The following is a 26,206-nucleotide window of genomic DNA, read 5'->3' as shown; positions in this document are numbered from 1 at the left end:
ATATCTTTAATTGCAGGCATTACTCGCCATTCCCAGGCGACAGCACTGGATAATTGCGAGTATACGACCCCGCTACCAGGCTAATGTGGTAGTGGCGTTAATTAGGTCCAGGAATGGAAAGGGCGCTATGGTACTGGAAGGCGGCGCTTTCGTCACGCGTCAAAATAGCCCCAGTTGCCCGGTCAGTAGTGTAGCAAAATTATCTTCAACGAAGGGAAGAATTCCTTCCGCCACGGGTTGTAGCTGGCGGGTAAGATAGTGTTCGTAATCCAGCGGCGACTGCTGGTAATCCACGGGCTCGGGGCCGTTAACAGTCCAGACATATTTTATGGCGCCGCGATTCTGATACTGCGCCGGACGACCCCGCTTCAGGTTTTGTTCATCCGCCAACCGGGCGGCGCGAACGTGCGGCGGGATGTTACGTTGGTACTCATGTAAAGGGCGACGCAGACGCTTGCGATAAACCAGCTGCGCGTCCAGTTCGCCCGCCATCAGTTTATCAATAGTCTCGCGCACATAGTCTTGATAAGGTTCATTGCGAAAAACGCGCAGATACAGCTCCTGTTGAAAGCGCTGCGCCAGCGGCGTCCAGTCGGTCCGCACCGTTTCCAGACCTTTAAATACCATGCGCTGGCTGTCGCCTTCCTGAATCAGGCCCGCGTAGCGTTTTTTACTGCCAGTATCCGCGCCGCGGATGGTCGGCATCAGAAAACGGCAAAAGTGGGTTTCAAACTCCAGTTCTAGCGCGCTGGTCAAATTTTGCTGTTGTAACGTCTGCGCCCACCATTCGTTCACGTGACGCACTAGCCTGTGCCCGATTTCCGCCGCGTCGGCTTCTGAATGCGCGCGCCGGAGCCAGACGAAAGTGGAATCGGTATCGCCATAAATCACGTCATAACCCTGCGCCTCAATCAGCGCTTTGGTCTGGCGCATAATCGCATGACCGCGCATGGTGATTGACGACGCCAGACGGGGATCGAAAAAGCGACAGGCCGTGGTGCCGAGTACGCCATAAAAGGCGTTCATAATGATTTTAAGCGCCTGCGAGAGCGGTTTATTGCCCTGACGTTTGGCTTCATCGCGCCCGTGCCAGATTTGGCTAACAATTTCCGGCAGGCAGTGCTTTTCTCGTGAAAACCAGGCGTCAAGGAAACCTTCGGTACTGTGTTCCGGATCCGGCTGCGCCATGCCTTCGACCAGCCCGACGGGATCAATCAAAAACGTGCGGATAATCGACGGGTACAGGCTTTTATAATCCAGCACCAGTACTGAATCGTATAATCCGGGTTGTGAATCCATTACGTAGCCGCCGGGACTTGCCAGCGGCGGCACTTCGCCGAGATTGGGCGCGACATAGCCGGCGCGGTGCATTCGCGGAAAGTAAAGATGCCCGAATGCGGCGACCGAACCGCCGTGGCGATCGACCGGCAGGCCGTTGATCGTCGCGCGTTCCAGCAAAAACGGCATGATCTCGGTTTTATGGAAAATGCGCGTGACCAGCTCGCAGTCTTTCAGGTTGTAGGTGGCGAGGGCGGGTTTATCCTGGGCAAAGCGGCGATCGATCTCATCCATACGATCCCAGGGATTATCAATGGATTTTCCTTCGCCGAGCAGTTCCTGCGAGACGGCTTCCAGCGAAAAAGACGAAAAATTCCAGAACGCGGATTTAAGCGCGTCGATACCATCGATAATGACTCGCCCTCTGGCCTGGGCGAAAAAAACGCCGTTTTTGAAGCCATGTTCGCGCCACTCCAGTTCGCTATTGTCTCGCCCCAGCCGTAAAGGGATACGGTAGCGTTCGGCATGTTTTTGCAGCATACGCAGGTCGAACTGCACCACGTTCCAGCCGATGATGACGTCGGGATCATGCTCGGCAAACCAGGCGTTGAGTTTTTCCAGCAACTGCGGGCGGCTGGCGACATACACAAGCTCGAAGTCCAGTTGGCGGTCATCGCCATTCGCCGGGCCCAGCATATAAACGGTACGCTGGCCGCAGCCTTCCAGACCAATGCAATACAGTTCGCCGTGTCGCGTGGTTTCGATATCCAGCGAGACCCATTTTAGCGGCGGTCGATAGTCGGGGTGGGGTTTAAGACGCGCATTGCGGATAACGCCGTTGCGCATCTCGCCGTCTACCCAAACGGGCGACGTAATAAAACGTTCCATCAGGTAACGTTCCGGTGGGCGTACATCCGCTTCATAAACGGTGACGCCGTTTTCGCGCAGCAGTTTCTCCATCCGCATAAGCTGGCGGTGAGTACGGCAATACAGACCGGATACCGGCTGACGATGAAAGTCTCGCAGCTGGAGCGGCGTCAGGCGATAGTTTTTTTCCGCCTGTAGCAGCGAGGCGGCGCGGGAGGTCTGGCTGGTCGGAATAAACGCCACGGACTCTTGCGGCGCCAGCGTCGCCTGCACAGGGCCGTTGTCTGTCGCCAGCCAGAAAGAGACCTCCGTCCCTTGCGGCGTATCCCGCCAGTGCCGGGTTAAAATGAAACCTGCCTGCGCCACGATGATTACCTGTCTAAAAAATTCACGCTAATTATAACCTGTTTTAGGGGGTAATACTGTTATTTTGTACAGGCATATAACGTAAAAGCCGATATCCGCTGTAATAAAAAGTTTCGCGCAGTAAGAAGCGGGTTTGCGCCCACCAGGATTTATAGCGGGTGGATCGCGTGGGTGATGAGCGGCTATCGATACCATTATCCTGAGCGATAGTTTTCAGACGCAGCATATGCAGCGGATCGCTGACCAGTAACGCTGTGCGCCATCTTAACTCCAAAGGGTACTCCCGCCGACATAAGGCGGGAGGGGAATTTGGACGGGCTTGAAAAGCCCGAAGGATCATCAGCCACGCTGTTGTTGAATGTATTGCTTCACAACTTCCAGCGGCGCACCTCCGCACGAGCCAGCAAAGTATGACCTCGACCAGAGCACGGCTTTTCCGTATGCTCCCCGCAAATCAATAAATTCGTTTCGCAGACGGCGGGATGTCACAGCTTTCAGTGAGTTAACCAGTACCGAAAGCTGCACTGTTGGTGGGTATTCGATCAGCATGTGGACATGATCGACGTCTCCGTTACTTTCTTTAAGTTCTGCACCAAAATCATGGCAGACTTCTGCTGCATACTGATGGAATGCAGCATAGTGTGACTCACCCAGTATCTTTCGACGGTATTTTGTTACAAAGACAAGATGAACATGCAAAAGGAAGGCGGCATGTCTTGAACGATTAATATTATGTTTTTGCATTGAAGTTGACCGTAAAAACAGTAACATAGCAAACAAATCTTCTACACACTGAGTGATGATGCTAATCCTGAAAGCCTACAAATTCAGACTGGAACCAATGCCTGAACAGTCGCAGCGTTTGCGGCAGTTATGTGGTTGCGCCCGTTTTGTCTGGAATTTAGGTCTTGCGGAGACAAAGCGCATCCTTGGCTCAGGCGAAAAGTTACCTTCGGCTTTCGAGTTGAACAGGATGCTTACAGTGTGGAAAAAAATGCCGGAACACATCTTTTTACAGGATGCTTATACCGACAATCTGCAGCAAAAGTTGAAAGACCTGCATGCTGCATGGAAACGTTGCTTTGATAAAAAGCTCGCAGCTAAGGCCCCGGTATGGAAACGAAAAAATGAGGGCAGAGACTCAATCCGTTTTGTGAACTTTGAGAAATATTGCCGCCTTGAAAATCGCAGAGTGAAGCTACCGTCAGGTCTTGGGTGGGTAAAATTCCGGCAATCTCAACGTGTGAACGGTAAAATCAAAAATGCGACAATCAGTCAGTTAGCGGGACAGTGGTATATCTCGTTTCAGGTTGAAGTTGAAACGGCAGAACCCAATCACACAAGCACAACGATAGTCGGTCTGGACGCAGGAGTAACAAAACTCGCCACGCTTTCAGACGGTACGGTATACCAACCAGTCAACAGTTTTAAAGCAAGTCAGCGCAAGCTGGCAACACTCCAGCGGCAGTTAAGCCGTAAAGTCAAATTCAGCAGTAACTGGCAGAAACAAAAGCGAAAAGTCCAGCGCCTGCACTCGCACATAGCCAATATCCGGCGCGACTACCTTCATAAAGTTACCAGTGAAATCAGCAAAAACCACGCGATGATAGTCATTGAGGATTTGAAGGTTAGTAACATGTCGAAATCGGCAAAAGGTACAGCAGAACAGCACGGACGAAACGTCAAGGCCAAATCAGGTCTAAACCGTTCGATACTGGATCAGGGCTGGTATGAAATGCGCCGCCAGCTTGAGTACAAACAGCTCTGGCGTGGCGGTCAGGTGCTTGCGGTTCCGCCAGCATACACAAGCCAGCGTTGCGCGTGCTGTGGTCATACCGCGAAAGAAAATCGCCTGTCACAAAGTAAATTTGTGTGTCAGGCATGCGGATATACAGCGAACGCTGATGTAAATGGCGCTCGTAACATTTTAGCGGCGGGGCACGTCGTTCTTGCCTGTGGAGGGATGGTGCAGTCAGGCCGCCCGTCTGAAACAGGAACCAGACGCTGAGCAATCAGTCGTCACCCACTAATGGGAATCCCCCACCTGAGTCACGAAGTGCGAAGGTGGGGGAGGATGTCAATGTTGTTGTCGCAGTATCTGTTTTGCGTAACGAATATTTTCGCGCGTCACGGTAGAGCGCTCTTCAATAAAAATCGCCTTAGCCGGAATCCCTTTTTCCAGAACGTATTGACGGGCTATCGCCGCGTCGGAAACTGTTGCGCCAGCGCCGTAGCCGCCGGTTAATACCAACGCGCGGACAATGTGTTGTTGGTAAAGCCAGATGGCATGATCCAGTCTGGCCTGAAAAACGGGAGAAGGCGTTTTTCCGCTAACGCCTGCTCCTGCGACAATCGCGCAGTCAGCTACGCGCGTCTGGTTTTGCTGACTGAACTGATAAATAGCGATGGCATTATGGATAAACACCGTAGCCATAATGAGAATTATGCCTGCCGCGATTCTGATGATGTAGCGATATTTCATGAATGAGTTCGTTCCCCGTGACGGGTGTAATGGATATTTTAACGATAAAATGGCTTTTAGCGTCAGATATTTTTGCTGACGTATATTTATCAATATAATGATGCCAGTATATACAGCAGATATAATTATCCTATAACTGCTAATTTTGAATCATGTTTATTTACCATTTTTACCCATGTATTAGCTGTTTTGTGTCAAGTCTGTTTTCATACATTAAGTATTTTTCAGAAAGGCGCTTGTTCGAATCTGTTACTTATTTCTCGGATTAACAAAAAAGCGATATTTTTTGTTTGTTTTACTTAATGAAAAGTGTAACAATTTCATTTGGAACATCCGCACCGTCAGGTAGAAATATAATATTCCAATTGGCCGCTATGGTTAAATAAAAATGGATTACAGTGCGAATTCGTCGGGAACTCTCTGCATAATTTAATTTTTATTTTAGAATATAATTTTATTTTGACTTTCAGGTGCGGGTGTTTTTATTAAAATGTGTGGTATTCGGGAATTATCTTTTATGAATGTGAGTATGCAGGCGCGTCTGGTAGGGAGCGACCGTTATCTTTTCGTCAATACTCAACGCGCTAACCCTTCCATAAAAACCGTGAGTCGATTTTTTGAGTATAAAACATGGACAGAACAAATTTGGCGTACCGAGATTATTGAAAACGGCAATGCTTTTTTTCACTGGCAAGGACACGACAGAAAAAACGGACATCGGGATACCATTATTAACTATCTGTTAAATGGGCAACGCTGGCAGTCAACAATCGAAGATTATATTTTCTTCCATGCGCTGGAAGGAAAAGCGTGGCAGGGACATTATGATAATATTATTGAATATGTGAGTTCTGATCATTACGTCTATCAAAGCGCATTTGCTGAATATATCACCGACCAGACTCATCAACGCGCCCCCAATGGGACGCGTTTTTAGAGGCATTACTGCCCGTAATAGGCTTTTGCGCCATGTTTGCGTAGATAGTGTTTATCCAGCAGGGATTGCTGCATGTCGGGCAACTGCGGCGCAAGCTGGCGGCAGAAGATCCCCATATAGGCCACTTCTTCCAGCACGATGGCGTTATGCACGGCATCCTCGGCATTTTTACCCCAGGCAAACGGGCCGTGCGAATGGACAAGCACGCCGGGCATTTGAGCGGCGTCAATACCTTGTTTTTCAAAGGCTTCAACAATAACATTGCCCGTTTCCCATTCATACTCGCCATTAATTTCCGCCTCGGTCATTTTGCGAGTGCAGGGAATCGTACCGTAGAAATAGTCGGCATGGGTGGTTCCCGTCGCCGGAATCGGCTGACCCGCCTGCGCCCAGATAGTCGCGTGGCGCGAATGGGTGTGTACGATGCCGCCGATAGTCGGAAATGCCTGATATAACAAACGGTGGGTTGGCGTATCGGACGACGGTTTCTTATGACCTTCAACGACTTCACCGGTCTCCAGGCTGACCACCACCATATCCTCAGCGGTCATGACGCTATAATCGACGCCGGACGGCTTAATCACCAGTACGCCGCGTTCGCGATCGACGGCGCTAACGTTACCCCAGGTGAGGGTGACTAGGTTGTGTTTTGGCAGCGCCAGATTGGCTTCCAGTACCTGGCGTTTGAGATCTTCTAACATTGTTTTCTCCCTGCCGGATGGCGCTTCGCTTATCCGGCCTACGAGCGACGGTGTGCCGGATGGCGACATAAATGCCTTATTCGGCCTACAGGACCGTAGGCCCGGTAAACGCAGTGCCACCGGGCAATCCGTTTCACCAATTAACGTTTGAAACCGTAATACACCTCGTTCCAGCGCAGCGCGTCCTTAAAGGCCGGCAGACGGGTATCATTATCAATTACCGCGATTTCGATATCGTGTATTTCTGCGAACTGGCGCATATCGTTCAGATCCAGCGCGTGGCTGAAGACGGTATGGTGCGCGCCGCCAGCCAGAATCCACGCTTCGGAGGCGGTCGGCAGATCCGGCTGCGCCTTCCACAGCGCGTTAGCCACCGGCAGTTTCGGCAGGGAGTGCGGCGTTTTTACGGTGTCAATGCAGTTGACCAGCAGGCGATAACGATCGCCGAGGTCGATCAGGCTGGCGACGATCGCCGGGCCGGTTTGGGTATTGAAAATCAAACGCGCCGGATCTTCCTTGCCGCCAATGCCGAGGTGCTGGACGTCGAGGATCGGTTTCTCTTCCACCGCGATGGACGGACACACTTCCAGCATGTGCGAGCCGAGCACCAGATCGTTGCCTTTCTCGAAGTGGTAGGTGTAATCCTCCATAAATGAGGTGCCGCCCTGCAGACCGGTTGACATCACTTTCATAATGCGAAGCAGAGCGGCGGTTTTCCAGTCGCCTTCGCCCGCAAAGCCGTAGCCCTGTTGCATAAGACGCTGTACGGCCAGACCCGGAAGCTGTTTCAGGCCGTGCAAATCTTCAAATGTCGTCGTAAAGGCGTGAAAGCCGCCCTGTTCCAGGAAACGCTTCATACCGAGTTCAATACGCGCCGCCTCCCGCACGTTCTGGCGTTTATCGCCGTGGATTTGGGTGGCGGGCGTCAGGGTATAGCTGCTTTCATACTCGTCAATCAGAGCGTTGATATCGCCGTCGCCGATAGAATTCACCACCTGCACCAGATCGCCGACCGCCCAGGTATTGACCGAAAAGCCAAATTTGATTTGCGCGGCCACTTTATCACCGTCAGTCACTGCGACTTCACGCATATTGTCGCCGAAGCGGCAGACTTTTAGCTGGCGAGTATCCTGTTTAGAGACCGCCTGGCGCATCCAGGCGCCGATACGCGTATGGGCCTCTTTATCCTGCCAGTGGCCAGTGACGACCGCGTGCTGCTGGCGCATCCGCGCGCCGATAAAACCGAACTCACGACCGCCGTGCGCAGTCTGGTTCAGGTTCATAAAGTCCATATCGATGCTGTCCCACGGCAGGGCGGCGTTAAATTGGGTATGGAATTGCAGTAGTGGTTTGTTAAGAATACTCAGCCCGTTGATCCACATTTTGGCCGGGGAGAAGGTGTGCAGCCAGACCACCAGCCCTGCGCAGCGATCGTCATAATTGGCGTCACGACAAATGGCGGTAATCTCATCCGGCGAGGTGCCCAGCGGTTTTAATACCAGTTTACATGGCAGTTTGGCTTCGGTATTCAGCGCGTTGACCACATGCTCGGCATGTTGAGTGACCTGACGCAGGGTTTCTGCGCCATACAAATGCTGGCTGCCAATCACAAACCATACTTCATAATTATCAAAAATCGTCATTGTCGTGTCCTTAATGAGTCAGGATTGCCTGATTGGCCGGGGTCGTTGGCGCCGGCGCGGCAGTCGGAAGATAATGTTGTTCTGCGCTTAGCGCCCACTGCTGGTAGCGGCGGTAAAGCTGTTCGAAGCGTTGCGCCTGTTCAGGGTGGGGACGCAGAGTGCGTTCTACCGCGCTCGCCATGCTTTGCTGGGCGGCAGGAATATCGGCATGGACTTTCGCAGCAACGGCGGCAAAGATAGCGGCGCCTAATGCGCAACACTGGTCGGAAGCGACGATCTGCAACGGACGATTCAGTACGTCGCAGCAGACCTGCATAATGACCTGATTTTTACGGGCGATGCCGCCAAGCGCCATCACGTTATTGACCGCGATACCCTGATCGGTAAAACACTCCTGAATGGCGCGCGCGCCGAAGGCGGTCGAAGCGACCAGGCCACCAAACAGCGCTGGCGCGTCGGTGGCGAGATTGAGATCGGTAATGACGCCTTTCAGACGCTGATTAGCATTGGGCGTGCGGCGACCGTTAAACCAGTCGAGCACCACCGGCAGGTGATCCAGGGACGGATTTTTCGCCCAGGCGTCGGTGAGCGCTGGCAGTAGCTGCTTCTGGCTGGCGTTAATCTGGGTTTTCAGTTCCGGGTGCTGCGCGGCAAGTTGTTCCAGCGGCCAGCTCAACACGCGGCTAAACCAGGCGTAGATGTCGCCGAAAGCAGATTGGCCCGCTTCCAGACCGATAAAGTTCGGCACCACGCTGCCGTCAACCTGACCGCAAATGCCTTTCACGGCGCGATCCCCGACGCTCTGTTTATCCGCAATCAGAATGTCGCAGGTAGACGTGCCGATGACTTTTACCAGCGTATTGGGCTGTGCGCCCGCGCCGACCGCGCCCATGTGACAGTCGAACGCGCCGCCGGAAATCACCACGCTTTCCGGTAAGCCGAGGCGCTGCGCCCATTCGGCGCACAGGGTGCCCACGGGCAGATCGGCGGTGAAGGTTTCGCTAAATAACGGGTAGCGCAGATGACGGTTAATGCACGGATCGAGTTCATCAAAAAAGCTCGCGGGCGGCAGACCGCCCCAGCTTTCATGCCACAGCGTTTTGTGCCCGGCGCTGCAGCGGCCACGGCGGATATCTTGCGGGCGAGTGGTGCCGGAAAGCAGCGCCGGCACCCAGTCACACAGTTCAATCCACGAGACGGCGGCCTGCGCGACGGCGCTATCCTGGCGGGTGACGTGCAGAATCTTCGCCCAGAACCATTCGCTGGAGTAAATGCCGCCAATATAGCGGGAGTAGTCGACCTTGCCTGGCTTATGGCACAGACGAGTGATTTCGTCGGCCTCTTCCACGGCGGTGTGATCTTTCCACAGCACAAACATCGCATTCGGGTTCTCGGCGAACTCCGGACGCAGCGCCAGGACGTTACCGTCGGCGTCAATCGGCGCTGGCGTAGAACCGGTGCTGTCAACGCCAATGCCAACGATATTTGCGCGTTGCGCGGCGCTTAATTGTGCCAGAACGGCTTTCAGCGCGGCCTCCATTGACTCCATGTAGTCGCGCGGATGATGACGGAACTGGTTGTTCGGGCCGTCGCAATAACGGCCTTCTTGCCAGCGCGGATACCACTCTACGCTGGTGGCGATCTCGTCGCCGGTGGCGCAGTCCACTGCCAGAGCGCGCACTGAATCACTGCCAAAATCGAGGCCAATTGCAATTGCCATCGTCTTACTCCATCCAGAAAAACAGGTATGGAGAAACAGTAGAGAGTCGCGGCAAAAACCGTCAGGCAGGATCCGCTAATCTTATGGACAAAAATGCTAATGCTTTGCAAAGTGTGACGCTGTGCAAATATTCAATGTGGACATTCCAGCCATAGTTATAGACACTTCTGTTACTTAATTTTATCGCCTGAACTGTACGCTTTTGTTACAAAGCGCTTTTCACAAGCGGGGTTGATACGTGCTTTCATCAAGCGCAAGGTCTTGCGGAGACGTAAGCACTGTCGTCCTGGTCAATATGGACAATTTGTTTCTTCTCTGAACATCGGGGGGTAGAGAAATCATGGCTGAAACGCAAAATGATCCGCTATTGCCGGGATATTCATTTAATGCCCATCTGGTCGCCGGACTGACGCCAATTGAAGCGAATGGATATCTGGATTTTTTTATCGATCGTCCGTTGGGCATGAAGGGATATATTCTTAACCTGACCATCCGCGGAGAGGGCGTCATTAATAATAATGGCGAGCAGTTTGTCTGTCGGCCTGGCGATATATTATTGTTTCCGCCGGGCGAGATTCATCACTATGGACGGCACCCGGACGCCAGCGAGTGGTATCATCAGTGGGTTTATTTCCGGCCTCGCGCCTACTGGCAGGAGTGGCTGACCTGGCCGACAATCTTTGCCCAGACAGGATTTTTCCGCCCGGACGAGGCGCGCCAGCCGCATTTCAGCGAACTGTTCGGGCAGATCATCAGCGCCGGGCAAGGGGAAGGCCGCTATTCTGAGCTACTGGCGATCAATCTGCTGGAGCAGCTGTTGCTCAGACGTATGGCGGTAATTAATGAGTCGTTGCATCCGCCGATGGATAGCCGTGTGCGCGATGCCTGCCAGTATATCAGCGACCATCTGGCGGACAGTCATTTTGATATCGCCAGCGTCGCCCAGCATGTCTGCCTGTCGCCCTCCCGGTTATCGCATCTGTTCCGCCAGCAGTTAGGCATTAGCGTATTGAGCTGGCGCGAAGATCAGCGTATCAGCCAGGCGAAACTTCTGCTTAGCACTACGCGAATGCCGATAGCGTCCGTTGGGCGCAATGTTGGATTTGACGATCAGCTCTATTTTTCACGGGTATTTAAAAAATGCACCGGGGCAAGTCCTAGCGAGTTCAGGGCCGGATGTGAATAAAAAGTGAATGATGTGTCCACAAAGATGTCATAAGCCGTAACTATTCGGATAATTGACGGCTTGACGAAGGGGGACGGGGTAAGCAGAATCCCTGCTTCATCACGCTGACGGACACACTATGCAAGCACTGCTGGAACACTTTATCACCCAATCCACTCTGTATTCGCTTATCGCCGTGTTGCTGGTCGCCTTCCTGGAATCGCTGGCGCTGGTGGGGTTGATTTTACCCGGCACGGTACTGATGGCGGGGCTGGGCGCGCTTATCGGCAGCGGCGAGCTCAATTTTTGGCATGCCTGGCTGGTGGGTATTATCGGCTGTCTGATGGGCGACTGGATTTCGTTCTGGCTGGGGTGGCGCTTTAAAAAGCCGCTACACCGCTGGTCTTTTATGAAAAAGAACAAGTCGCTGCTGGATAAAACCGAACACGCGCTGCATCAGCACAGTATGTTCACGATCCTGGTCGGACGTTTTGTCGGTCCGACGAGGCCGCTGGTGCCGATGGTGGCAGGGATGCTGGATCTTCCCGTAGCGAAATTTATTGGGCCGAACTTGATTGGCTGTTTGCTGTGGCCGCCGTTTTATTTCCTGCCGGGCATTCTGGCGGGAGCGGCAATCGATATTCCTTCCGATATGCAGAGCGGAGATTTCAAATGGCTGCTGCTGGCGACGGCGTTGCTGCTGTGGGTCGGAGGCTGGCTATGCTGGCGGCTGTGGCGCAGCGGCAAAGCGGCAGTCGATCGTTTAACCGCGTATTTCCCCCGCAGCCGTTTGCTGTATCTGGCGCCGTTGACGCTCGGGATTGGCGTGGTCGCGCTGGTGGTGCTGGTTCGCCACCCGCTGATGCCGGTATATATCGATATTCTGCGCAAAGTTGTGGGTTACTAACGATTCCTTTGCCGGATGGCGGCTTCGCCTTATCCGGCCTACAAAATATGGGATTTGATGCCCAATAGCGCTGAGGCGCTGGCCTGACCGCTTAGTAGCTCGTCTGTTTTGCCTTGCCACGCAATGCGTCCGTCGGCGACGACGATTGACCGGGGCGCAATTCGCGCCGCATCTTCCACGCTGTGCGAGACCATCAACAGCGTGAGCTGTCGCTCGCGGCAGATATCGCTGACCAACGTCAGCATCTCCTGGCGCAGCGCGGGATCGAGCGCGGAGAACGGTTCATCCAGCAGCAGTACCGGCTGTTCACGTACCAGGCAGCGCGCCAGCGCTACCCGCTGACGCTGGCCGCCGGACAGTTCGCCCGGTAAACGCGCCATCAGGCTCTCAATGCCCATCTGACGTGCGATAGCGTCCCGTTTTTCCCGCTGGCTGGCGTTGAGCGTTAACCCAGGGTTTAGCCCCAGACCGATATTTTGCTGCACATTCAGGTGGCTGAATAAATTATTCTCCTGAAACAGCATTGAGACCGGACGGCGTGAGGGCGGCGTAAGCGTATGATCTTCACCGGCAATCAGTAACGTACCGCTGGCAGGCGCAAGAAAACCGGCAATTAAATTCAACAACGTGCTTTTCCCCGCGCCGCTGGGGCCAAGAATCGCCACCTGCTCGCCGCGTTCTACCGCCAGCGTAAAACGCATCGGCAAATGATGGTAAAGCCAGGTGATATCAATCAGTTTTAGCATGTCGGCCCGGTAGTTTCTCTATGAGGGTAAATAACGTAAAGCAGAGCAGCAGCAGTATCAGCGCGGTCACCGCGCCGTCCTGGCTGCGGTAGGAGCCGATCTGCTGATACAGATAAAACGGCAGCGTGCGGAAATTGTCATTGCCGAAAAGCGCGACGACGCCAAAATCACCGATAGAAAGTACGCAGGCAAACGCCAGCGCCTGCGCCAGCGGACGTTTCAGCGCCCGCAGTTCCACGACCTTTAGCCGCGACCAGCCTTCAATTCCTAATGACTGGCACAGCATTCCATAACGGGCGGTAATATCGCGCATTGGGTTTTCCAGGACTTTTAGCGCGTAGGGGATTGCCATCAGCGCATTGGTGAAAATCACGATGCCGTCGGCGGATTCCGGTAAGCCAACGCTGTTATTGAGCAGTAAAAAGAAGCCTGTCGCCAGCACGATCCCCGGCATCGCGAGGATCAACATCCCGCTGAGTTCCAGCGTTTGTCCGGCGAATAGTTGCTGGCGTTGGCGTAGCTCGCGGCTACTCCACAGCAGCATCATGGTCAGCACCACACACAGAACGCCCGCCGCCAGCGCAATGCGTAGCGATGTCCAGACAGCCTGCCACAGAATGGGTTGCGCCAGCACCTCCGGCAGGCTGCGGTTGACGCCATCGACCACCACGGCGACCAGCGGCGGAAGCAGCAGCAGCAGCGCCAGCACGATTAATAAGGCGTCAGTCAGACGGCTGTGGAGACGATCGTCAGGATCGCGCCAGCCCTGCGTCAGCGTCATCCCCGGCGCAATCGCTTTGCTCAACCGTTGGCTAAGCATTACCAGCGCCAGGCAGCAGACCATCTGGATTAATGCCAGCATCGCCGCGCGGGCGGGATCGTAGTCATAACTGAGCGCCTGAAAGATAGCCAGTTCGATAGTGGTGGCCTGCGGGCCGCCGCCGAGCGACAGAACCGTTGCGAAACTGGCGAAGCAGAGCATAAAAATCAGCGCCGCGACGGGCGGAATTTGGCGGCGCAGCCACGGCCATTCGACAAAACGGAAAAAATGCCAGCCGCGCATACCGAGCTGGGCGGCGAGCTGGCGCTGCTCGCCGGGAATGCTTTCCAAAGATTGCAGCAACAAACGGCTCGCCATTGGCAGGTTAAAAAAGACGTGCGCCAGTAAAATGCCCTGCAAGCCGTAGGGGGAGAATGTCCACTGAAGCCCCAGCATCTGCCACAGCGAGGCCAGCCAGCCCTGACGGCCATACACGCTAAGAATGCCGAACACGGCAACCAGTACCGGCAGAATCAGCGTCATGGCGCACAGACGCAGCAGCGCCAGACGTCCAGGAAAACGGCGTCGATAAAGCGCGCGGGCGAGAAAAACCGCCGGGACCACAGACAGCACTGCGGACAGAAACGCCTGCCAGAATGAGAAGCGCACCACATGCCACAGATAGCTATCCCGCCAGATTGTCGACCACGCGCCCGACGGCGCGTTCAGCCAAAGCGCCAGAAAGGCCGCCAGCGAGACGGTTATCATCAGCGCGGCGGCGCACAGCCCCGGAATCAGCCAGCCGGGAATTAACGGCTGACGGCGCGTTGCCATTCGCTAATCCATGCCTGGCGTTGTGCTGCCACCTGTTGCGGCGTGAATTCCAGCGTTGTGGCGGGTTTGGCCAATGATTCAAACCCTGCTGGTAGGGAGACGTCCGCTACCGGGTACATCCAGTTGCCGGTGGGTATGGCGTTCTGAAACGCCGGAGAAACCATAAATTTGAGGAATTTCTCCGCCAGTTCCGGCTGCTTACTGGCGACGGTACGCGCCGCGACTTCTACCTGTAAGTAATGGCCTTCGCTGAAGTTCGCGGCGGCGTAATTGTCCTTCTTCTCTTCAATAATGTGATACGCCGGAGAGGTGGTGTAACTGAGTACCAAATCGCTTTCACCTTTCAGAAATAAACCGTAGGCCTCGCTCCAGCCTTTCGTCACCGTCACCGTTTTGGCCGCCAGTTTTTGCCAGGCCTGCGGCGCGTTATCGCCATAGACTTTGCGCATCCACAGTAACAGCCCCAGCCCTGGCGTACTGGTACGCGGGTCCTGATAAATCACCCGCCATTTTTGATCGCTCTCGACCAGTTCTTTCAGGCTTTTTGGCGGATTTTTCAGCTTACTTTTATCATAGATAAAGGCGAAATAGCCGTAATCGAACGGCACAAATGTGTCGTTTTCCCAGCCGCCGGGCACCTTGACCGCCTCATTCGCCACGCCGCTTTTGGCAAAGAGTTTAGTTTGCGTGGCCGCTTCCAGCAGATTATTGTCCAGCCCCAACACCACATCGGCTTTGCTGTTCTTTCCCTCCATCCGCAGGCGGTTGAGCAGTGAAACGCCATCCTCCAGCGCCACCAGTTTCAGCTCGCAGTTGCAATCGGCTTCAAACGCTTTTTTCACCGCCGGGCCTGGCCCCCAGTCGGCGGCGAACGAGTCGTAGGTATAGACGGTGAGAACGGGTTTGGCGAAAGCAGGCGCCGCGCACAGGAGTAAAAGCGGAAGATATTTTTTTAACACTTTGCACCTCAGTGAAAGAGTGGCAAAGGACTTGAGAGGTAGCCTCAAATCCCTTCGCCGGCATTATCCGGATCAGGTTCGACGGGTATTTTCTCAGCGCGCGCATGAGCGCGGCACCCCGTTGAGTTCGGCGTTAGTGTAGTGATTTTGTTGCCGGGCAGCAATCAAGAGCTGGCGTTAAGGATCCGGCGGCGCAAACCACGCCGATTTAAAATCAAACCAGCCGAGGGTATTCATGCGCAGCCCGCGCATACTGCGCTGTCCCTGGATAATCAGCCAGTGGTGGATCAGCGGCACAATCGCTTTGTTGGTCAGCAGCTGCTGGCACCAGTTCGCCAGGTTCATCTCGCCAGCGCGCCACTGCGCGGCGTCGCCCTGCCAGTCGCGCGGAATGCAGTTCTGCAAGAGCGGTACTTCGCACAGGTGCGCGAACAGCGAGAAATCCAGCGGCAGCGTAAAGTTAGCGCTATTGAGCCAGATATCGCTTTCGATCTCGCCGGCGTGCCATTGATCGTAGTCGATCTCCTGAATATGCAGATGCACCTGATGTTCAGCCAGAAGCGCGCTCATGATACGGGCGATAACCCGGTGCTCAATGTGTTCGCGATAGAAGGTCAGCGTGAGGGTTTCCAGCCCGGCGGGTTTTTCGCCCGGGCCTGGACGGGCGTGATGCCAGCGCGGTAAAAGCCCATAGGCCGGGAACCAGAGCTGCTGTAGCGGTTCATCGGCATGATAGAGTAAATTGGTGGGGGAGAGGACGTGGCTTACCCATTCTCTGACCTGCGGATGCGCGCCGCGCGGCGTTCTGGCGTCGAATAGCAGGTAATAGCACCCCTCTTCCAGTCGGCTTTCTATCGCTTTTTCACCGCCTTGTATCGGCCCTTCCAGCATCAAGCCGCAGGCCGGTTCTTCACTGATATCCGGCAGTACCCAGACGTTCACTTCGTCTATCAACGCCCGATAGCCGAAGTAGTCATCAAAGGCGAGTATCTTGAGTTGGTTCGGCGTATTACGCCGCACGGCATAAGGCCCGGTGCCGATAGGGTGGCTGGCGAAATTAGCCAGCGTTTCCCACTCCCGCGGCAAAATCATCGCCGGGACCTGGCCCAGCAGCCACGGCAACCAGCGATCCGGCTGGGAAAGATGAATATCCAGCGTCCACGCGGTAGGGGAATCTATTTTTGTGATGTGCGAGTAAAGCGGAAGCGTATTGATACGCGTCAGCGAGGCGATGACATCTTCCATCTCCAGCTCGCGGCCATGATGAAAATGAATGCCGGGGCGCAGGTAGAAGCGCCACAGTAAAGGGGAAATTTGCTGCCAGTGGTGCGCAATGTCCGCTTCCAGTTCCCCGTTTTCCTCATTTACCCGCGTGAGCGAACTGAAAATTTGCCGGGCAATATGAGTTTCCGAGCGACGTAATGCGGTTCCCGGCAGGAGATTGTGCATCGGACGGTAGTAAAGAACCCGCAGAATATGCCGCCCCTGGCGGAAGCTGCGTCCCAGATGGGAAATCAGCATTTGCCTGACAGCGCTTTTATCGCCGACCAGTTGTACCAGTTGATCGATTCGATCTTGTTCCAGCAGGTCTTCCGCCCGCTGCTGTTGCAGCGCCAGTCCGGTATACAGGAACGTCAGACGCGAACGCTTTCCGCGTCCAACCTCGGCCTCCCATGTTAGCCAACCGCGCGCCTGCATCGTATTTAGCAGCGTACGCATATGGCGACGCGAACAGTTCAGCAGATCCGCCAGCTCATTAAGCGTGGTGTCTTGCGTTTTACCGTCACAACATTGCCAGAGACGGATAAATTGTTGTTGCAGGCGACCTGAGGGCATAAAAGGGGAACTCCGATGAAAAACTCAGCAATTTTATTATCCCTATATTAGGCCAATAATATCTTTCGATGAAGCAAGAGGAAGAGGTCACTATGCGCCAGTTCTGGTTGAGATATTTTGCCGCGACGGAAAAAACGTCCTGGCTGGCTTGCCTGAGCGCGCCGCAGCGCTTAAAAATGCTCGCGGAACTGATGCAGTGGGAGGCGACCGATTGAAGCCAATTGCAGACATCATGTGTGACTGAGTATTGGTGTAGGCGATAGCCTAAAATCACCCGCCAGCAGATAATACCTGCTGGCTTTTTTTATTTCGGCTGTTTCTGTGGTCACGCAGGTGGTGACCGGGCGAGTAAAAATCGTATAAAAAATGCCGGAATATCCCCGGCATGAGCGACTGATGAGTAACCCGGAGCTTGATGGCGCTACGCTTATCAGGCCTACAGGATATAGTGGCAACCTGGTGATATTGCATAACCTGTAGGCCCGGTAAGGCGTCAAGGGTTACCGCATAAATGCCGGTTGTTTATTTTCGTAGGCGGCAATCGCGTCTTCGTGCTGCAGCGTCAGCCCAATGCTGTCCAGACCGTTCAACATGCAGTGGCGGCGGAAGTCGTCGATTTTAAAGCTGTAGGTCTTATCGCCTGCTTTCACCACCTGTGCTTCCAGATCCACTTCAAATTTAATGCCCGGATTGGCTTTCACCAGGGCAAACAGCTCATCGACCTGTGCGTCGCTCAGGGTTACCGGCAGCAGTTGATTATTGAAACTGTTGCCGTAGAAGATGTCGGCGAAGCTTGGCGCGATCACCACTTTAAAGCCGTAATCGGTCAACGCCCACGGCGCGTGCTCGCGTGACGAGCCGCAGCCAAAGTTTTCCCGCGCCAACAGTATCGACGCGCCTTGATATTCCGGAAAGTTCAACACGAATTCCGGATTTGGCTGTTGGCCCTTTTCGTCCAGGAAGCGCCAGTCGTTAAACAGATGGGCGCCAAAACCGGTGCGCGTAACCTTCTGCAAAAACTGTTTAGGGATAATTGCATCGGTATCGACGTTGGCGGCATCCAGTGGGACAACCAGGCCGGTATGCTGGGTAAATTTCTCTGCCATGGTAGTTTCCTTATTTGATGCTGCGAATATCGGCGAAGTGGCCGGTAACGGCGGCAGCGGCGGCCATCGCCGGGCTGACTAAATGCGTGCGACCCCCGCGGCCCTGACGACCTTCAAAGTTACGGTTGCTGGTGGAGGCGCAGCGCTCGCCCGGGTTCAGGCGGTCATTATTCATGGCCAGGCACATGGAACAGCCCGGTAAGCGCCATTCAAATCCTGCTTCGATAAAGATCTTGTCCAGACCCTCCGCTTCCGCCTGCGCTTTCACCGGACCTGAACCCGGCACCACCAGCGCCTGCACGCCCGGCGCAACTTTGCGCCCTTTGGCGACTTCCGCCGCCGCGCGCAAATCTTCAATGCGCGAATTGGTACAAGAGCCGATAAAGACTTTATCGATAGCAACGTCCGTTAACGGTACGCCCGGCTGTAAGCCCATATAAGCCAGCGCTTTTTCGGCGCTGGCGCGCTCAACCGGATCGCTAAAGGAGGCGGGATCGGGGATGATGTCGGTGACGGAAATCACCTGGCCCGGATTCGTGCCCCAGGTCACCTGCGGCGCGATCTCTTCTGCTCGCAGGGTGACGACAGTATCAAAAGTCGCGCCGTCATCGGTTTTCAGCGTTTTCCAGTACTCGACGGCTTCGTCAAAATCGCGGCCCTTCGGCGCGTGCAAACGCCCTTTTACGTAGTTGAAAGTGGTTTCATCCGGGGCGACCAGACCGGCTTTGGCGCCCATCTCAATCGCCATATTGCACAGAGTCATGCGGCCTTCCATACTCAGCGCGCGGATAGCGTCGCCGCAAAATTCAACCACGTGCCCGGTGCCGCCGGCGCTGCCGGTTTTACCGATGATCGCCAGCACGATGTCTTTGGCGGTAATGCCCGGCGCGGCGTTGCCCGTGACTTCAATCTTCATGGTTTTAGCGCGCCCCTGTTTCAGAGTTTGCGTCGCCAGTACATGTTCTACCTCAGAAGTGCCGATGCCGAAGGCCAGCGCGCCAAACGCGCCGTGGGTGGCGGTGTGGGAGTCGCCGCAGACGATGGTCATGCCCGGCAGGGTGACGCCCTGTTCCGGCCCCATCACATGGACGATGCCCTGATACGGGTGATTCAGGTCATACAGCTCGACGCCGAACTCGTTACAGTTCTTAATCAGCTCCTGCATCTGGATACGCGCCATTTCACCAGAAGCATTAATGTCTTTAGTCTGCGTCGAGACGTTGTGATCCATCGTGGCGAAGGTTTTCCCTGGCTGACGTACCGGACGATGGTGCGCGCGCAGACCGTCAAACGCCTGCGGAGAGGTGACTTCATGCACCAGGTGGCGGTCGATGTACAGCAGCGGCGTTTCGTTTGGCGCCTCAAAGACCACGTGGGCATCAAATAATTTTTCGTATAACGTTTTGGCCATGATTACACCCCTTCTGCGACATAGCGGGCGATAATATCGCCCATCTCATCGGTACTGACTGCGGCAGCGCCCCTGGCTAAATCGCCGGTGCGAACGCCCTCTTCTAATGCGCGATTGATCGCCTGTTCAATGGCTGTTGCCGCATCGTTGGCATCCAGGCTGTAGCGCAGCAGCAGCGCCAGCGACAGGATCTGCGCAATTGGATTGGCGATATTTTTCCCGGCGATATCCGGCGCGGAGCCGCCAGCCGGTTCATACAGGCCAAACCCTTGCTCGTTCAGGCTGGCGGAGGGCAACATCCCCATTGAGCCGGTGATCATGGCGCATTCGTCGGACAGAATGTCGCCGAACAGGTTAGAACACAGCAGTACGTCAAACTGCGACGGGTCTTTAATCAACTGCATGGTGGCGTTATCGATATACATGTGCGCGAGTTCCACATCGGGATACGTTTTCGCGACATCATTGACGATTTCACGCCACAGGATAGAGCTTTGCAGTACGTTGGCTTTATCTATAGAGGTGACTTTACGGCGGCGTTTACGCGCCGATTCAAAGGCGATACGGGCAATGCGCTCGATCTCAAAGCGGTGATAAACTTCGGTATCAAAGGCTTTTTCGTACTGACCGCTGCCTTCGCGGCCTTTTGGCTGTCCGAAATAGATCCCGCCGGTCAGCTCGCGCACGCACAGGATATCGAAACCGTTAGCGGCGATATCGGCGCGCAACGGGCAAAATGCTTCCAGTCCCTGATACAGTTTCGCCGGACGCAGGTTACTGAATAATTTGAAATGTTTGCGCAGCGGCAGCAGAGCGCCGCGCTCTGGCTGGCTTTCCGGGGGCAAATTTTCCCATTTCGGGCCGCCGACGGAGCCAAACAGAATGGCATCCGCCTGCTCGCACCCTTCAACGGTGGCTTTCGGCAGTGGATGACCATGATTGTCGATAGCAATACCGCCGACGTCATAGTGGCTGGTGGTGATACGCATATCAAAACGGCTGCGTACCGCATCCATAACTTTCAGGGCTTGCGCCATGACTTCCGGGCCGATACCGTCGCCCGGCAGTACGGCAATATGATAGTTCTTCGACATTACACGGTTTCCTTGTTGTTCTCTTTATTTTGAGCTTTGCGTTGCAATTCTTTTTCAACTTCGGCGGCGCGCCAGATATTGTTCAGTACGTGCACCATCGCTTTGGCGGAGGATTCGACGATATCCGTCGCCAGCCCGACGCCGTGGAAGCGGCGACCATGATGGTTCACGACGATATCGACCTGACCCAGCGCGTCTTTGCCCTGGCCTTTGGCGTTCAGGTCGTATTTAACCAACTCAACGTCGTAGCCAGTGATGCGGTTAATCGCCTGATAGATGGCGTCGACCGGGCCGTTGCCGTTCGCCGCTTCGGCCTTGATCTCTTCACCACAGGCCAGCTTCACGGAAGCGGTGGCGATATCGCTGGAGCCGGACTGCACGCTGAAGTAATCCAGACGGAAATGCTCTGGTTCTTCTTGCTGTTTATTAATAAAGGCCAGCGCTTCCAGGTCATAGTCGAACACCTGGCCTTTTTTGTCCGCCAGCTTCAGGAACGCGTCGTACAGGTGGTCCATGTTGTAGTCTGTGTCCTTGTAACCCATCTCTTCCATGCGATGCTTCACGGCGGCACGGCCAGAGCGGGAGGTCAGGTTCAGCTGTATCTGATTCAGACCGATGGACTCTGGCGTCATGATTTCATAGTTTTCGCGGTTCTTGAGGACGCCATCCTGGTGGATGCCGGAAGAGTGGGCGAAAGCGCCGCTGCCGACAATCGCTTTGTTGGCCGGGATCGGCATGTTACAGATCTGGCTGACGGTCTGGCTGGTGCGCCAGATTTCGTGGTGATTGATGTTGGTGTGTACGTTCATGATGTCTTTGCGCACTTTAATCGCCATGATCACTTCTTCCAGTGCGCAGTTACCGGCACGTTCTCCGATACCGTTCATCGCGCCTTCAACCTGACGCGCGCCCGCATGTACTGCCGCCAGCGAGTTGCCTACTGCTATCCCTAAATCGTCGTGGGTATGAACGGAGATGATAGCTTTGTCGATATTGGGGACACGTTCATACAGGCCGGAAATGATTCCCGCAAACTCAAACGGCATGGTATAGCCCACGGTATCGGGAATATTAATGGTTCTCGCGCCGGCGTTTATAGCGGCTTCCACCACGCGCGCCAGATCGTCAACAGGCGTCCGGCCAGCATCTTCGCAGGAGAACTCTACGTCATCAGTGTAATTACGCGCCCGCTTAACCATGTATACCGCGCGTTCGATGACCTCATCCAGCGTGCTGCGCAGCTTGGTGGCGATGTGCATTGGCGAGGTGGCGATAAAAGTATGGATGCGAAACGCGTCGGCGACCTTCAGCGCCTGTGCCGCGACGTCGATGTCTTTTTCTACACAACGCGCCAGGGCGCAAACGCGGCTGTTTTTGATGGTGCGGGCGATGGTTTGGACAGATTCAAAATCACCCGGAGAAGAGACCGGGAAGCCTACTTCCATGACATCAACACCCATGCGCTCAAGGGCCAGGGCAATCTGCAGCTTCTCTTTCGCGCTCAGGCTGGCCTGTAACGCTTGTTCGCCGTCGCGTAAGGTCGTATCAAAAATAATGACTTGCTGGCTCATGATGTGGTCCTTGTCTCCAGGGGCGCCTTGCGTCAGGCATAAAAAAACCCGCGCAACGGCGCGGGTTTTGTTTGACTTCGAGCTGACTTAATGTTGAATGCCGCCCACCGGTCTACCGCGCACAATAAATGCGTTGAGTAGTAGTAGCCCAGTGAAACGAACGATATGTGACATTAATTCAGCTCCAGCGAATGCGTTATGCTTTTAGTGGTACTGGATATGCCGTTTAATGTCAACTCTATTTTCTGTCGCCATTGCATTTTGTTGACGATATCCGGATACGTACTTTAGCTAATTGTGCTGGGCTGCGCGTCCAATAAAGGATAAAAGAACGAGTGGACATTCATACTTTTCATTGTTTGAAATATTTAGGCATTTTTGTTTGCAAATTGGTTAGGGGAATGGACTGTTAAAGGTATGCTAAAGGTTTGGTTTATCTTTTTGATTTGTTTTATATTTTAACAAATAACCTTGTTTACTTAATGGATAAGGATAAAGTTATTGATAAATTAATGTTAACTTTTTAGCTATTAATAATATAAACATTTAATTGAAACTTAAATGATCATTCACTTGGTGTATGATTGTGTATTCGCCATAGTTATGGTTATATTGCTTGCGTAATTTAAACATTATGAATCGCAATGGTGTGACTCAGGACACATTACGCTTGCGCTGGCATTCTATTTGTCTCTGTCAGCGTCTTTATGTTTTCCGAATTTTAACGCTTTCCCTTTTTCTTATTTTATATGCATGGTAAATCATATTTTCAGGAATTATTTCTGCCTTCAGCCAGAAAAAGGGAGTTAAGCGTGACAGTGGAGTTAAATATGCCAGAGGTCAAAACCGAAAAGCCGCATCTTTTAGATATGGGCAAACCACAGCTTCGCATGGTTGATTTGAACCTATTGACCGTGTTCGATGCGGTAATGCAAGAGCAGAATATTACGCGCGCCGCCCACACGCTGGGAATGTCGCAGCCTGCGGTCAGTAACGCCGTAGCGCGTCTGAAGGTTATGTTTAATGACGAACTTTTTGTTCGATATGGACGAGGAATTCAGCCGACTGCCCGTGCATTTCAGTTATTTGGTTCAGTCCGTCAGGCGTTGCAATTGGTGCAAAATGAATTGCCGGGATCGGGGTTTGAGCCGACCAGCAGCGAACGTGTATTCAATCTTTGCGTGTGCAGTCCGCTGGATAATATCCTGACGTCACAGATTTATAATCGTGTAGAAAAAATTGCGCCAAATATTCATGTCGTTTTTAAAGCGTCGTTGAATCAGAATACTGAGCATCAGTTACGCTATCAGGAAACCGAGTTCGTTATTAGTTATGAAGAATTCCGTCGTCCTGAGTTTACCAGCGTACCGCTATTTAAAGATGAAATGGTTTTAGTCGCCAGCCGAAAACACCCGCGTATTAGCGGCCCGCTACTGGAAGGCGATGTTTATAATGAACAACATGCGGTTGTTTCTCTCGATCGTTATGCGTCATTTAGTCAGCCGTGGTATGACACGCCGGATAAACAGTCGAGCGTGGCTTATCAGGGCATGGCGCTTATCAGCGTTCTGAACGTGGTTTCGCAGACGCATTTGGTCGCTATTGCCCCGCGCTGGCTGGCGGAAGAGTTTGCGGAATCGCTGGATCTGCAAATATTGCCGTTGCCTTTAAAACTGAATAGCCGGACATGCTACCTTTCCTGGCATGAAGCGGCTGGGCGTGATAAAGGGCACCAATGGATGGAAGATTTATTAGTTTCTGTTTGTAAGCGATAAAACCGGGCAGAATAAATCAGAAACAAATTCTGGTTTATTCTGCTTTTTAGCGTATATAAAAAATTTTATGCTGAATTAACGGTGAGCGATTCTTTTCGTCGTTGTGAAAAATAGATGAATTGCTGTAAGTCTGCATTTATAAGCGATTATTTATTACCTGGTGTGATTCAGACGGAGTATTTCTCCATTTCTTCTCTTCTTGCCTCCTGATTATTCTAACCTTCCCCATCTTTACGTCATTCCACCCAATTGCCAGTCGTGATAGCGAGCGGTTAAGGTGTCCGTCAAACCGTGATGACAGGTATAAAGTGGAGGCAAGCCGTGGAGATGTTGTCTGGAGCCGAGATGGTCGTCCGATCGCTTATCGATCAAGGCGTAAAGCAGGTGTTCGGCTATCCTGGAGGCGCAGTGCTTGATATTTATGATGCGCTACATACCGTTGGAGGGATCGATCATGTGCTGGTGCGTCATGAGCAGGCCGCGGTGCATATGGCGGATGGCCTGGCGCGAGCCACTGGCGACGTTGGCGTGGTGCTGGTGACTTCCGGACCGGGAGCGACCAATGCGATTACCGGGATTGCTACGGCCTATATGGATTCCATTCCGCTGGTGATTCTTTCCGGCCAGGTCGCCACCTCATTGATTGGCTATGATGCCTTTCAGGAGTGCGACATGGTGGGGATTTCCCGACCGGTGGTCAAACATAGCTTCCTGGTCAAACAGACGGAAGATATTCCCCAGGTGCTTAAAAAGGCCTTCTGGCTGGCGGCAAGCGGACGTCCTGGGCCGGTGGTCGTGGATTTGCCGAAAGATATTTTGAATCCGGCGAAAAAAATGCCGTATGTCTGGCCGGAAACGGTCAGTATGCGCTCTTACAATCCCACAACATCAGGACATAAAGGACAAATTAAGCGTGCCTTGCAAACGCTGGCGTCGGCAAAAAAGCCGGTGGTCTACGTTGGGGGAGGGGCGATAAGCGCGGCCTGCTATGTGCCGCTGCGCCACATCATTGAAACCTTTAACCTGCCGGTGGTCTCTTCATTAATGGGACTGGGCGCGTTTCCTGCTACTCATCGCCAGTCGTTAGGAATGCTGGGAATGCATGGCACTTATGAAGCCAATATGACCATGCATAACGCCGACGTGATTTTCGCTGTTGGCGTACGATTTGACGACCGCACGACGAATAATCTCGCTAAATATTGTCCGAACGCGACGGTATTACACATCGACATTGACCCGACGTCCATATCCAAAACGGTTAACGCTGATATCCCGGTGGTGGGCGATGCCCGCCTGGTACTGGAACAAATGCTGGAGCTACTGGCGCAGGATGCGCCGTCTCAGCCGCAGGATGATATTCGCGACTGGTGGCAGCAGATAGAGAGCTGGCGCGCCCGTCAGTGCCTGAAATATGACGCGGAAAGCGAAAGCATTAAACCCCAGGCGGTGATTGAAACCCTCTGGCGTCTGACGAAGGGCGACGCGTACGTGACGTCCGATGTAGGACAACATCAGATGTTTGCCGCTCTCTATTACCCGTTCGATAAACCACGTCGCTGGATTAATTCCGGCGGGCTCGGCACGATGGGTTTTGGCCTACCGGCTGCGCTGGGCGTTAAAATGGCCCTGCCGAAAGAAATGGTGGTCTGCGTGACCGGCGATGGCAGTATACAGATGAACATTCAGGAGCTATCGACAGCCTTACAGTATGAACTGCCGGTACTGGTTCTGAATCTGAACAACCGTTATCTGGGGATGGTGAAACAGTGGCAGGATATGATCTATTCCGGTCGCCATTCTCAGTCTTATATGCAGTCGTTACCGGATTTTGTGCGCCTGGCGGAAGCATATGGCCATGTCGGGCTGCAGATTAACCGTCCGGATGAGCTGGAAAGTAAACTCAGCGAAGCCCTTGAGCATGTGCGTAATAACCGACTGGTGTTCGTCGATGTCACCGTTGATGGCAGCGAGCATGTCTATCCAATGCAGATTCGCGGGGGCGGGATGGACGAAATGTGGTTAAGCAAAACGGAGAGGACCTGATG

General features: G+C 53.7%; 21 protein-coding genes, 2 pseudogenes and 1 riboswitch. Of the genes and pseudogenes, 7 read left to right on the top strand and 16 right to left on the bottom strand.

Annotated features, from left to right (window positions below):
* Positions 1–159: 159 nt before the first annotated feature.
* The 3 genes and pseudogenes from polB to tnpA form a co-directional block, all read right to left on the bottom strand.
* Entirely contained in the window at positions 160–2,511 is a 2,352-nt protein-coding gene (polB, locus tag K8W53_RS18735; RefSeq protein WP_052939495.1) for a DNA polymerase II, read from the bottom strand.
* 43 nt (positions 2,512–2,554) lie between these two features.
* Positions 2,555–2,776 (bottom strand): annotated as a pseudogene (locus K8W53_RS18730) (YdcF family protein); the annotation flags it as partial.
* A 74-nt stretch (positions 2,777–2,850) separates the two neighbouring features.
* Positions 2,851–3,255: an IS200/IS605 family transposase gene (gene tnpA / locus K8W53_RS18725; RefSeq protein ID WP_023224438.1), complete on the bottom strand. Its 405-nt coding sequence runs from the start codon at positions 3,253–3,255 to the stop codon at positions 2,851–2,853.
* 58 nt (positions 3,256–3,313) lie between these two features.
* Here tnpA and K8W53_RS18720 point away from each other — a divergent pair, with 58 nt between their 5' ends.
* Positions 3,314–4,519 carry an RNA-guided endonuclease InsQ/TnpB family protein gene (locus K8W53_RS18720; RefSeq protein ID WP_058654851.1) on the top strand — a complete coding sequence of 402 codons (1,206 nt, stop codon included), beginning with the start codon at positions 3,314–3,316 and terminating at the stop codon, positions 4,517–4,519.
* A 75-nt stretch (positions 4,520–4,594) separates the two neighbouring features.
* On the opposite strand, the pseudogene K8W53_RS18715 reads toward K8W53_RS18720, so the two are convergent.
* Positions 4,595–4,993, bottom strand: a pseudogene (locus K8W53_RS18715) (YdcF family protein); the annotation flags it as partial.
* 517 nt (positions 4,994–5,510) lie between these two features.
* On the opposite strand from K8W53_RS18715, the gene K8W53_RS18710 reads away from it, so the two are divergent.
* Positions 5,511–5,930: a DUF4751 family protein gene (locus K8W53_RS18710; protein ID WP_024138156.1), complete on the top strand. Its 420-nt coding sequence runs from the start codon at positions 5,511–5,513 to the stop codon at positions 5,928–5,930.
* Positions 5,931–5,935: 5 nt separating this feature from the next.
* Here the strand turns inward: K8W53_RS18710 and araD are convergent, their stop codons facing one another.
* From araD to araB, 3 genes are all read right to left on the bottom strand, one after another.
* Complete coding sequence (gene araD / locus K8W53_RS18705) at positions 5,936–6,631, bottom strand: L-ribulose-5-phosphate 4-epimerase (protein ID WP_000888690.1); 696 nt, start codon at positions 6,629–6,631, stop codon at positions 5,936–5,938.
* 140 nt (positions 6,632–6,771) lie between these two features.
* The gene (araA, locus tag K8W53_RS18700; protein WP_000151692.1) at positions 6,772–8,274 is read right to left on the bottom strand and encodes an L-arabinose isomerase; all 1,503 of its coding nucleotides are present in this window, start codon (positions 8,272–8,274) and stop codon (positions 6,772–6,774) included.
* Positions 8,275–8,284: 10 nt separating this feature from the next.
* The gene (gene araB / locus K8W53_RS18695; RefSeq protein ID WP_052939479.1) at positions 8,285–9,994 is read right to left on the bottom strand and encodes a ribulokinase; all 1,710 of its coding nucleotides are present in this window, start codon (positions 9,992–9,994) and stop codon (positions 8,285–8,287) included.
* A 340-nt stretch (positions 9,995–10,334) separates the two neighbouring features.
* Here araB and araC point away from each other — a divergent pair, with 340 nt between their 5' ends.
* Both araC and K8W53_RS18685 read left to right on the top strand, forming a co-directional pair.
* Positions 10,335–11,180 (top strand): arabinose operon transcriptional regulator AraC, encoded by an 846-nt coding sequence (araC, locus tag K8W53_RS18690; protein ID WP_000852385.1) that lies wholly within the window; start codon positions 10,335–10,337, stop codon positions 11,178–11,180.
* 118 nt (positions 11,181–11,298) lie between these two features.
* Positions 11,299–12,066, top strand: a complete 768-nt coding sequence (locus tag K8W53_RS18685; protein ID WP_001148369.1) for a DedA family protein — start codon at positions 11,299–11,301, stop codon at positions 12,064–12,066.
* Between the two features lie 38 nt (positions 12,067–12,104).
* Here K8W53_RS18685 and thiQ read toward each other — a convergent pair whose 3' ends face one another.
* From thiQ to sgrR, 4 genes are all read right to left on the bottom strand, one after another.
* On the bottom strand, positions 12,105–12,812 hold the full coding sequence (gene thiQ / locus K8W53_RS18680; protein WP_000915973.1) for a thiamine ABC transporter ATP-binding protein ThiQ: 708 nt from the start codon (positions 12,810–12,812) through the stop codon (positions 12,105–12,107).
* Positions 12,796–14,406, bottom strand: a complete 1,611-nt coding sequence (gene thiP / locus K8W53_RS18675; RefSeq protein WP_052939480.1) for a thiamine/thiamine pyrophosphate ABC transporter permease ThiP — start codon at positions 14,404–14,406, stop codon at positions 12,796–12,798. Before thiP ends, thiQ begins: the two co-directional genes overlap by 17 nt.
* Positions 14,382–15,365, bottom strand: a complete 984-nt coding sequence (thiB, locus tag K8W53_RS18670; RefSeq protein ID WP_023224435.1) for a thiamine ABC transporter substrate binding subunit — start codon at positions 15,363–15,365, stop codon at positions 14,382–14,384. The genes thiP and thiB overlap by 25 nt, the downstream gene beginning before the upstream one ends.
* Before the next feature lie 31 nt (positions 15,366–15,396).
* Positions 15,397–15,496, bottom strand: a riboswitch (TPP riboswitch).
* Positions 15,497–15,542: 46 nt separating this feature from the next.
* A complete protein-coding gene (gene sgrR / locus K8W53_RS18665) occupies positions 15,543–17,201 on the bottom strand; it encodes an HTH-type transcriptional regulator SgrR (protein ID WP_023232756.1) in 1,659 nt (552 codons plus the stop codon).
* Positions 17,202–17,293: 92 nt separating this feature from the next.
* On the opposite strand from sgrR, the gene sgrT reads away from it, so the two are divergent.
* Positions 17,294–17,416: a glucose uptake inhibitor SgrT gene (gene sgrT, locus K8W53_RS18660; RefSeq protein WP_001248755.1), complete on the top strand. Its 123-nt coding sequence runs from the start codon at positions 17,294–17,296 to the stop codon at positions 17,414–17,416.
* A gap of 285 nt (positions 17,417–17,701) precedes the next feature.
* On the opposite strand, the gene leuD is transcribed toward sgrT, so the two are convergent.
* From leuD to leuL, 5 genes are all read right to left on the bottom strand, one after another.
* Positions 17,702–18,307: a 3-isopropylmalate dehydratase small subunit gene (gene leuD, locus K8W53_RS18655; RefSeq protein WP_000818267.1), complete on the bottom strand. Its 606-nt coding sequence runs from the start codon at positions 18,305–18,307 to the stop codon at positions 17,702–17,704.
* 10 nt (positions 18,308–18,317) lie between these two features.
* Positions 18,318–19,718, bottom strand: a complete 1,401-nt coding sequence (gene leuC / locus K8W53_RS18650) for a 3-isopropylmalate dehydratase large subunit (protein WP_001140632.1) — start codon at positions 19,716–19,718, stop codon at positions 18,318–18,320.
* Positions 19,719–19,720: 2 nt separating this feature from the next.
* Positions 19,721–20,812, bottom strand: coding sequence for a 3-isopropylmalate dehydrogenase (gene leuB, locus K8W53_RS18645; RefSeq protein ID WP_000042325.1), 1,092 nt, complete (start codon positions 20,810–20,812; stop codon positions 19,721–19,723).
* Positions 20,812–22,383: a 2-isopropylmalate synthase gene (gene leuA, locus K8W53_RS18640; protein WP_000082819.1), complete on the bottom strand. Its 1,572-nt coding sequence runs from the start codon at positions 22,381–22,383 to the stop codon at positions 20,812–20,814. Before leuA ends, leuB begins: the two co-directional genes overlap by 1 nt.
* Positions 22,384–22,470: 87 nt before the next feature.
* Entirely contained in the window at positions 22,471–22,557 is an 87-nt protein-coding gene (gene leuL, locus K8W53_RS18635; protein ID WP_001575587.1) for a leu operon leader peptide, read from the bottom strand.
* 656 nt (positions 22,558–23,213) lie between these two features.
* Between leuL and leuO the strand changes: the two genes are divergently transcribed.
* Entirely contained in the window at positions 23,214–24,158 is a 945-nt protein-coding gene (leuO, locus tag K8W53_RS18630) for a transcriptional regulator LeuO (protein WP_001115420.1), read from the top strand.
* Positions 24,159–24,479: 321 nt separating this feature from the next.
* Positions 24,480–26,204 carry an acetolactate synthase 3 large subunit gene (gene ilvI, locus K8W53_RS18625; RefSeq protein WP_000425620.1) on the top strand — a complete coding sequence of 575 codons (1,725 nt, stop codon included), beginning with the start codon at positions 24,480–24,482 and terminating at the stop codon, positions 26,202–26,204.
* Positions 26,205–26,206 lie beyond the last annotated feature (2 nt).

The organism is Salmonella sp. A29-2 (assembly GCF_020150755.1).
Classification (GTDB): domain Bacteria; phylum Pseudomonadota; class Gammaproteobacteria; order Enterobacterales; family Enterobacteriaceae; genus Salmonella; species Salmonella enterica.
The sequence above is the reverse complement of the archived record's forward strand: the minus strand, read 5'-3'. Positions and strand labels throughout refer to the sequence as shown.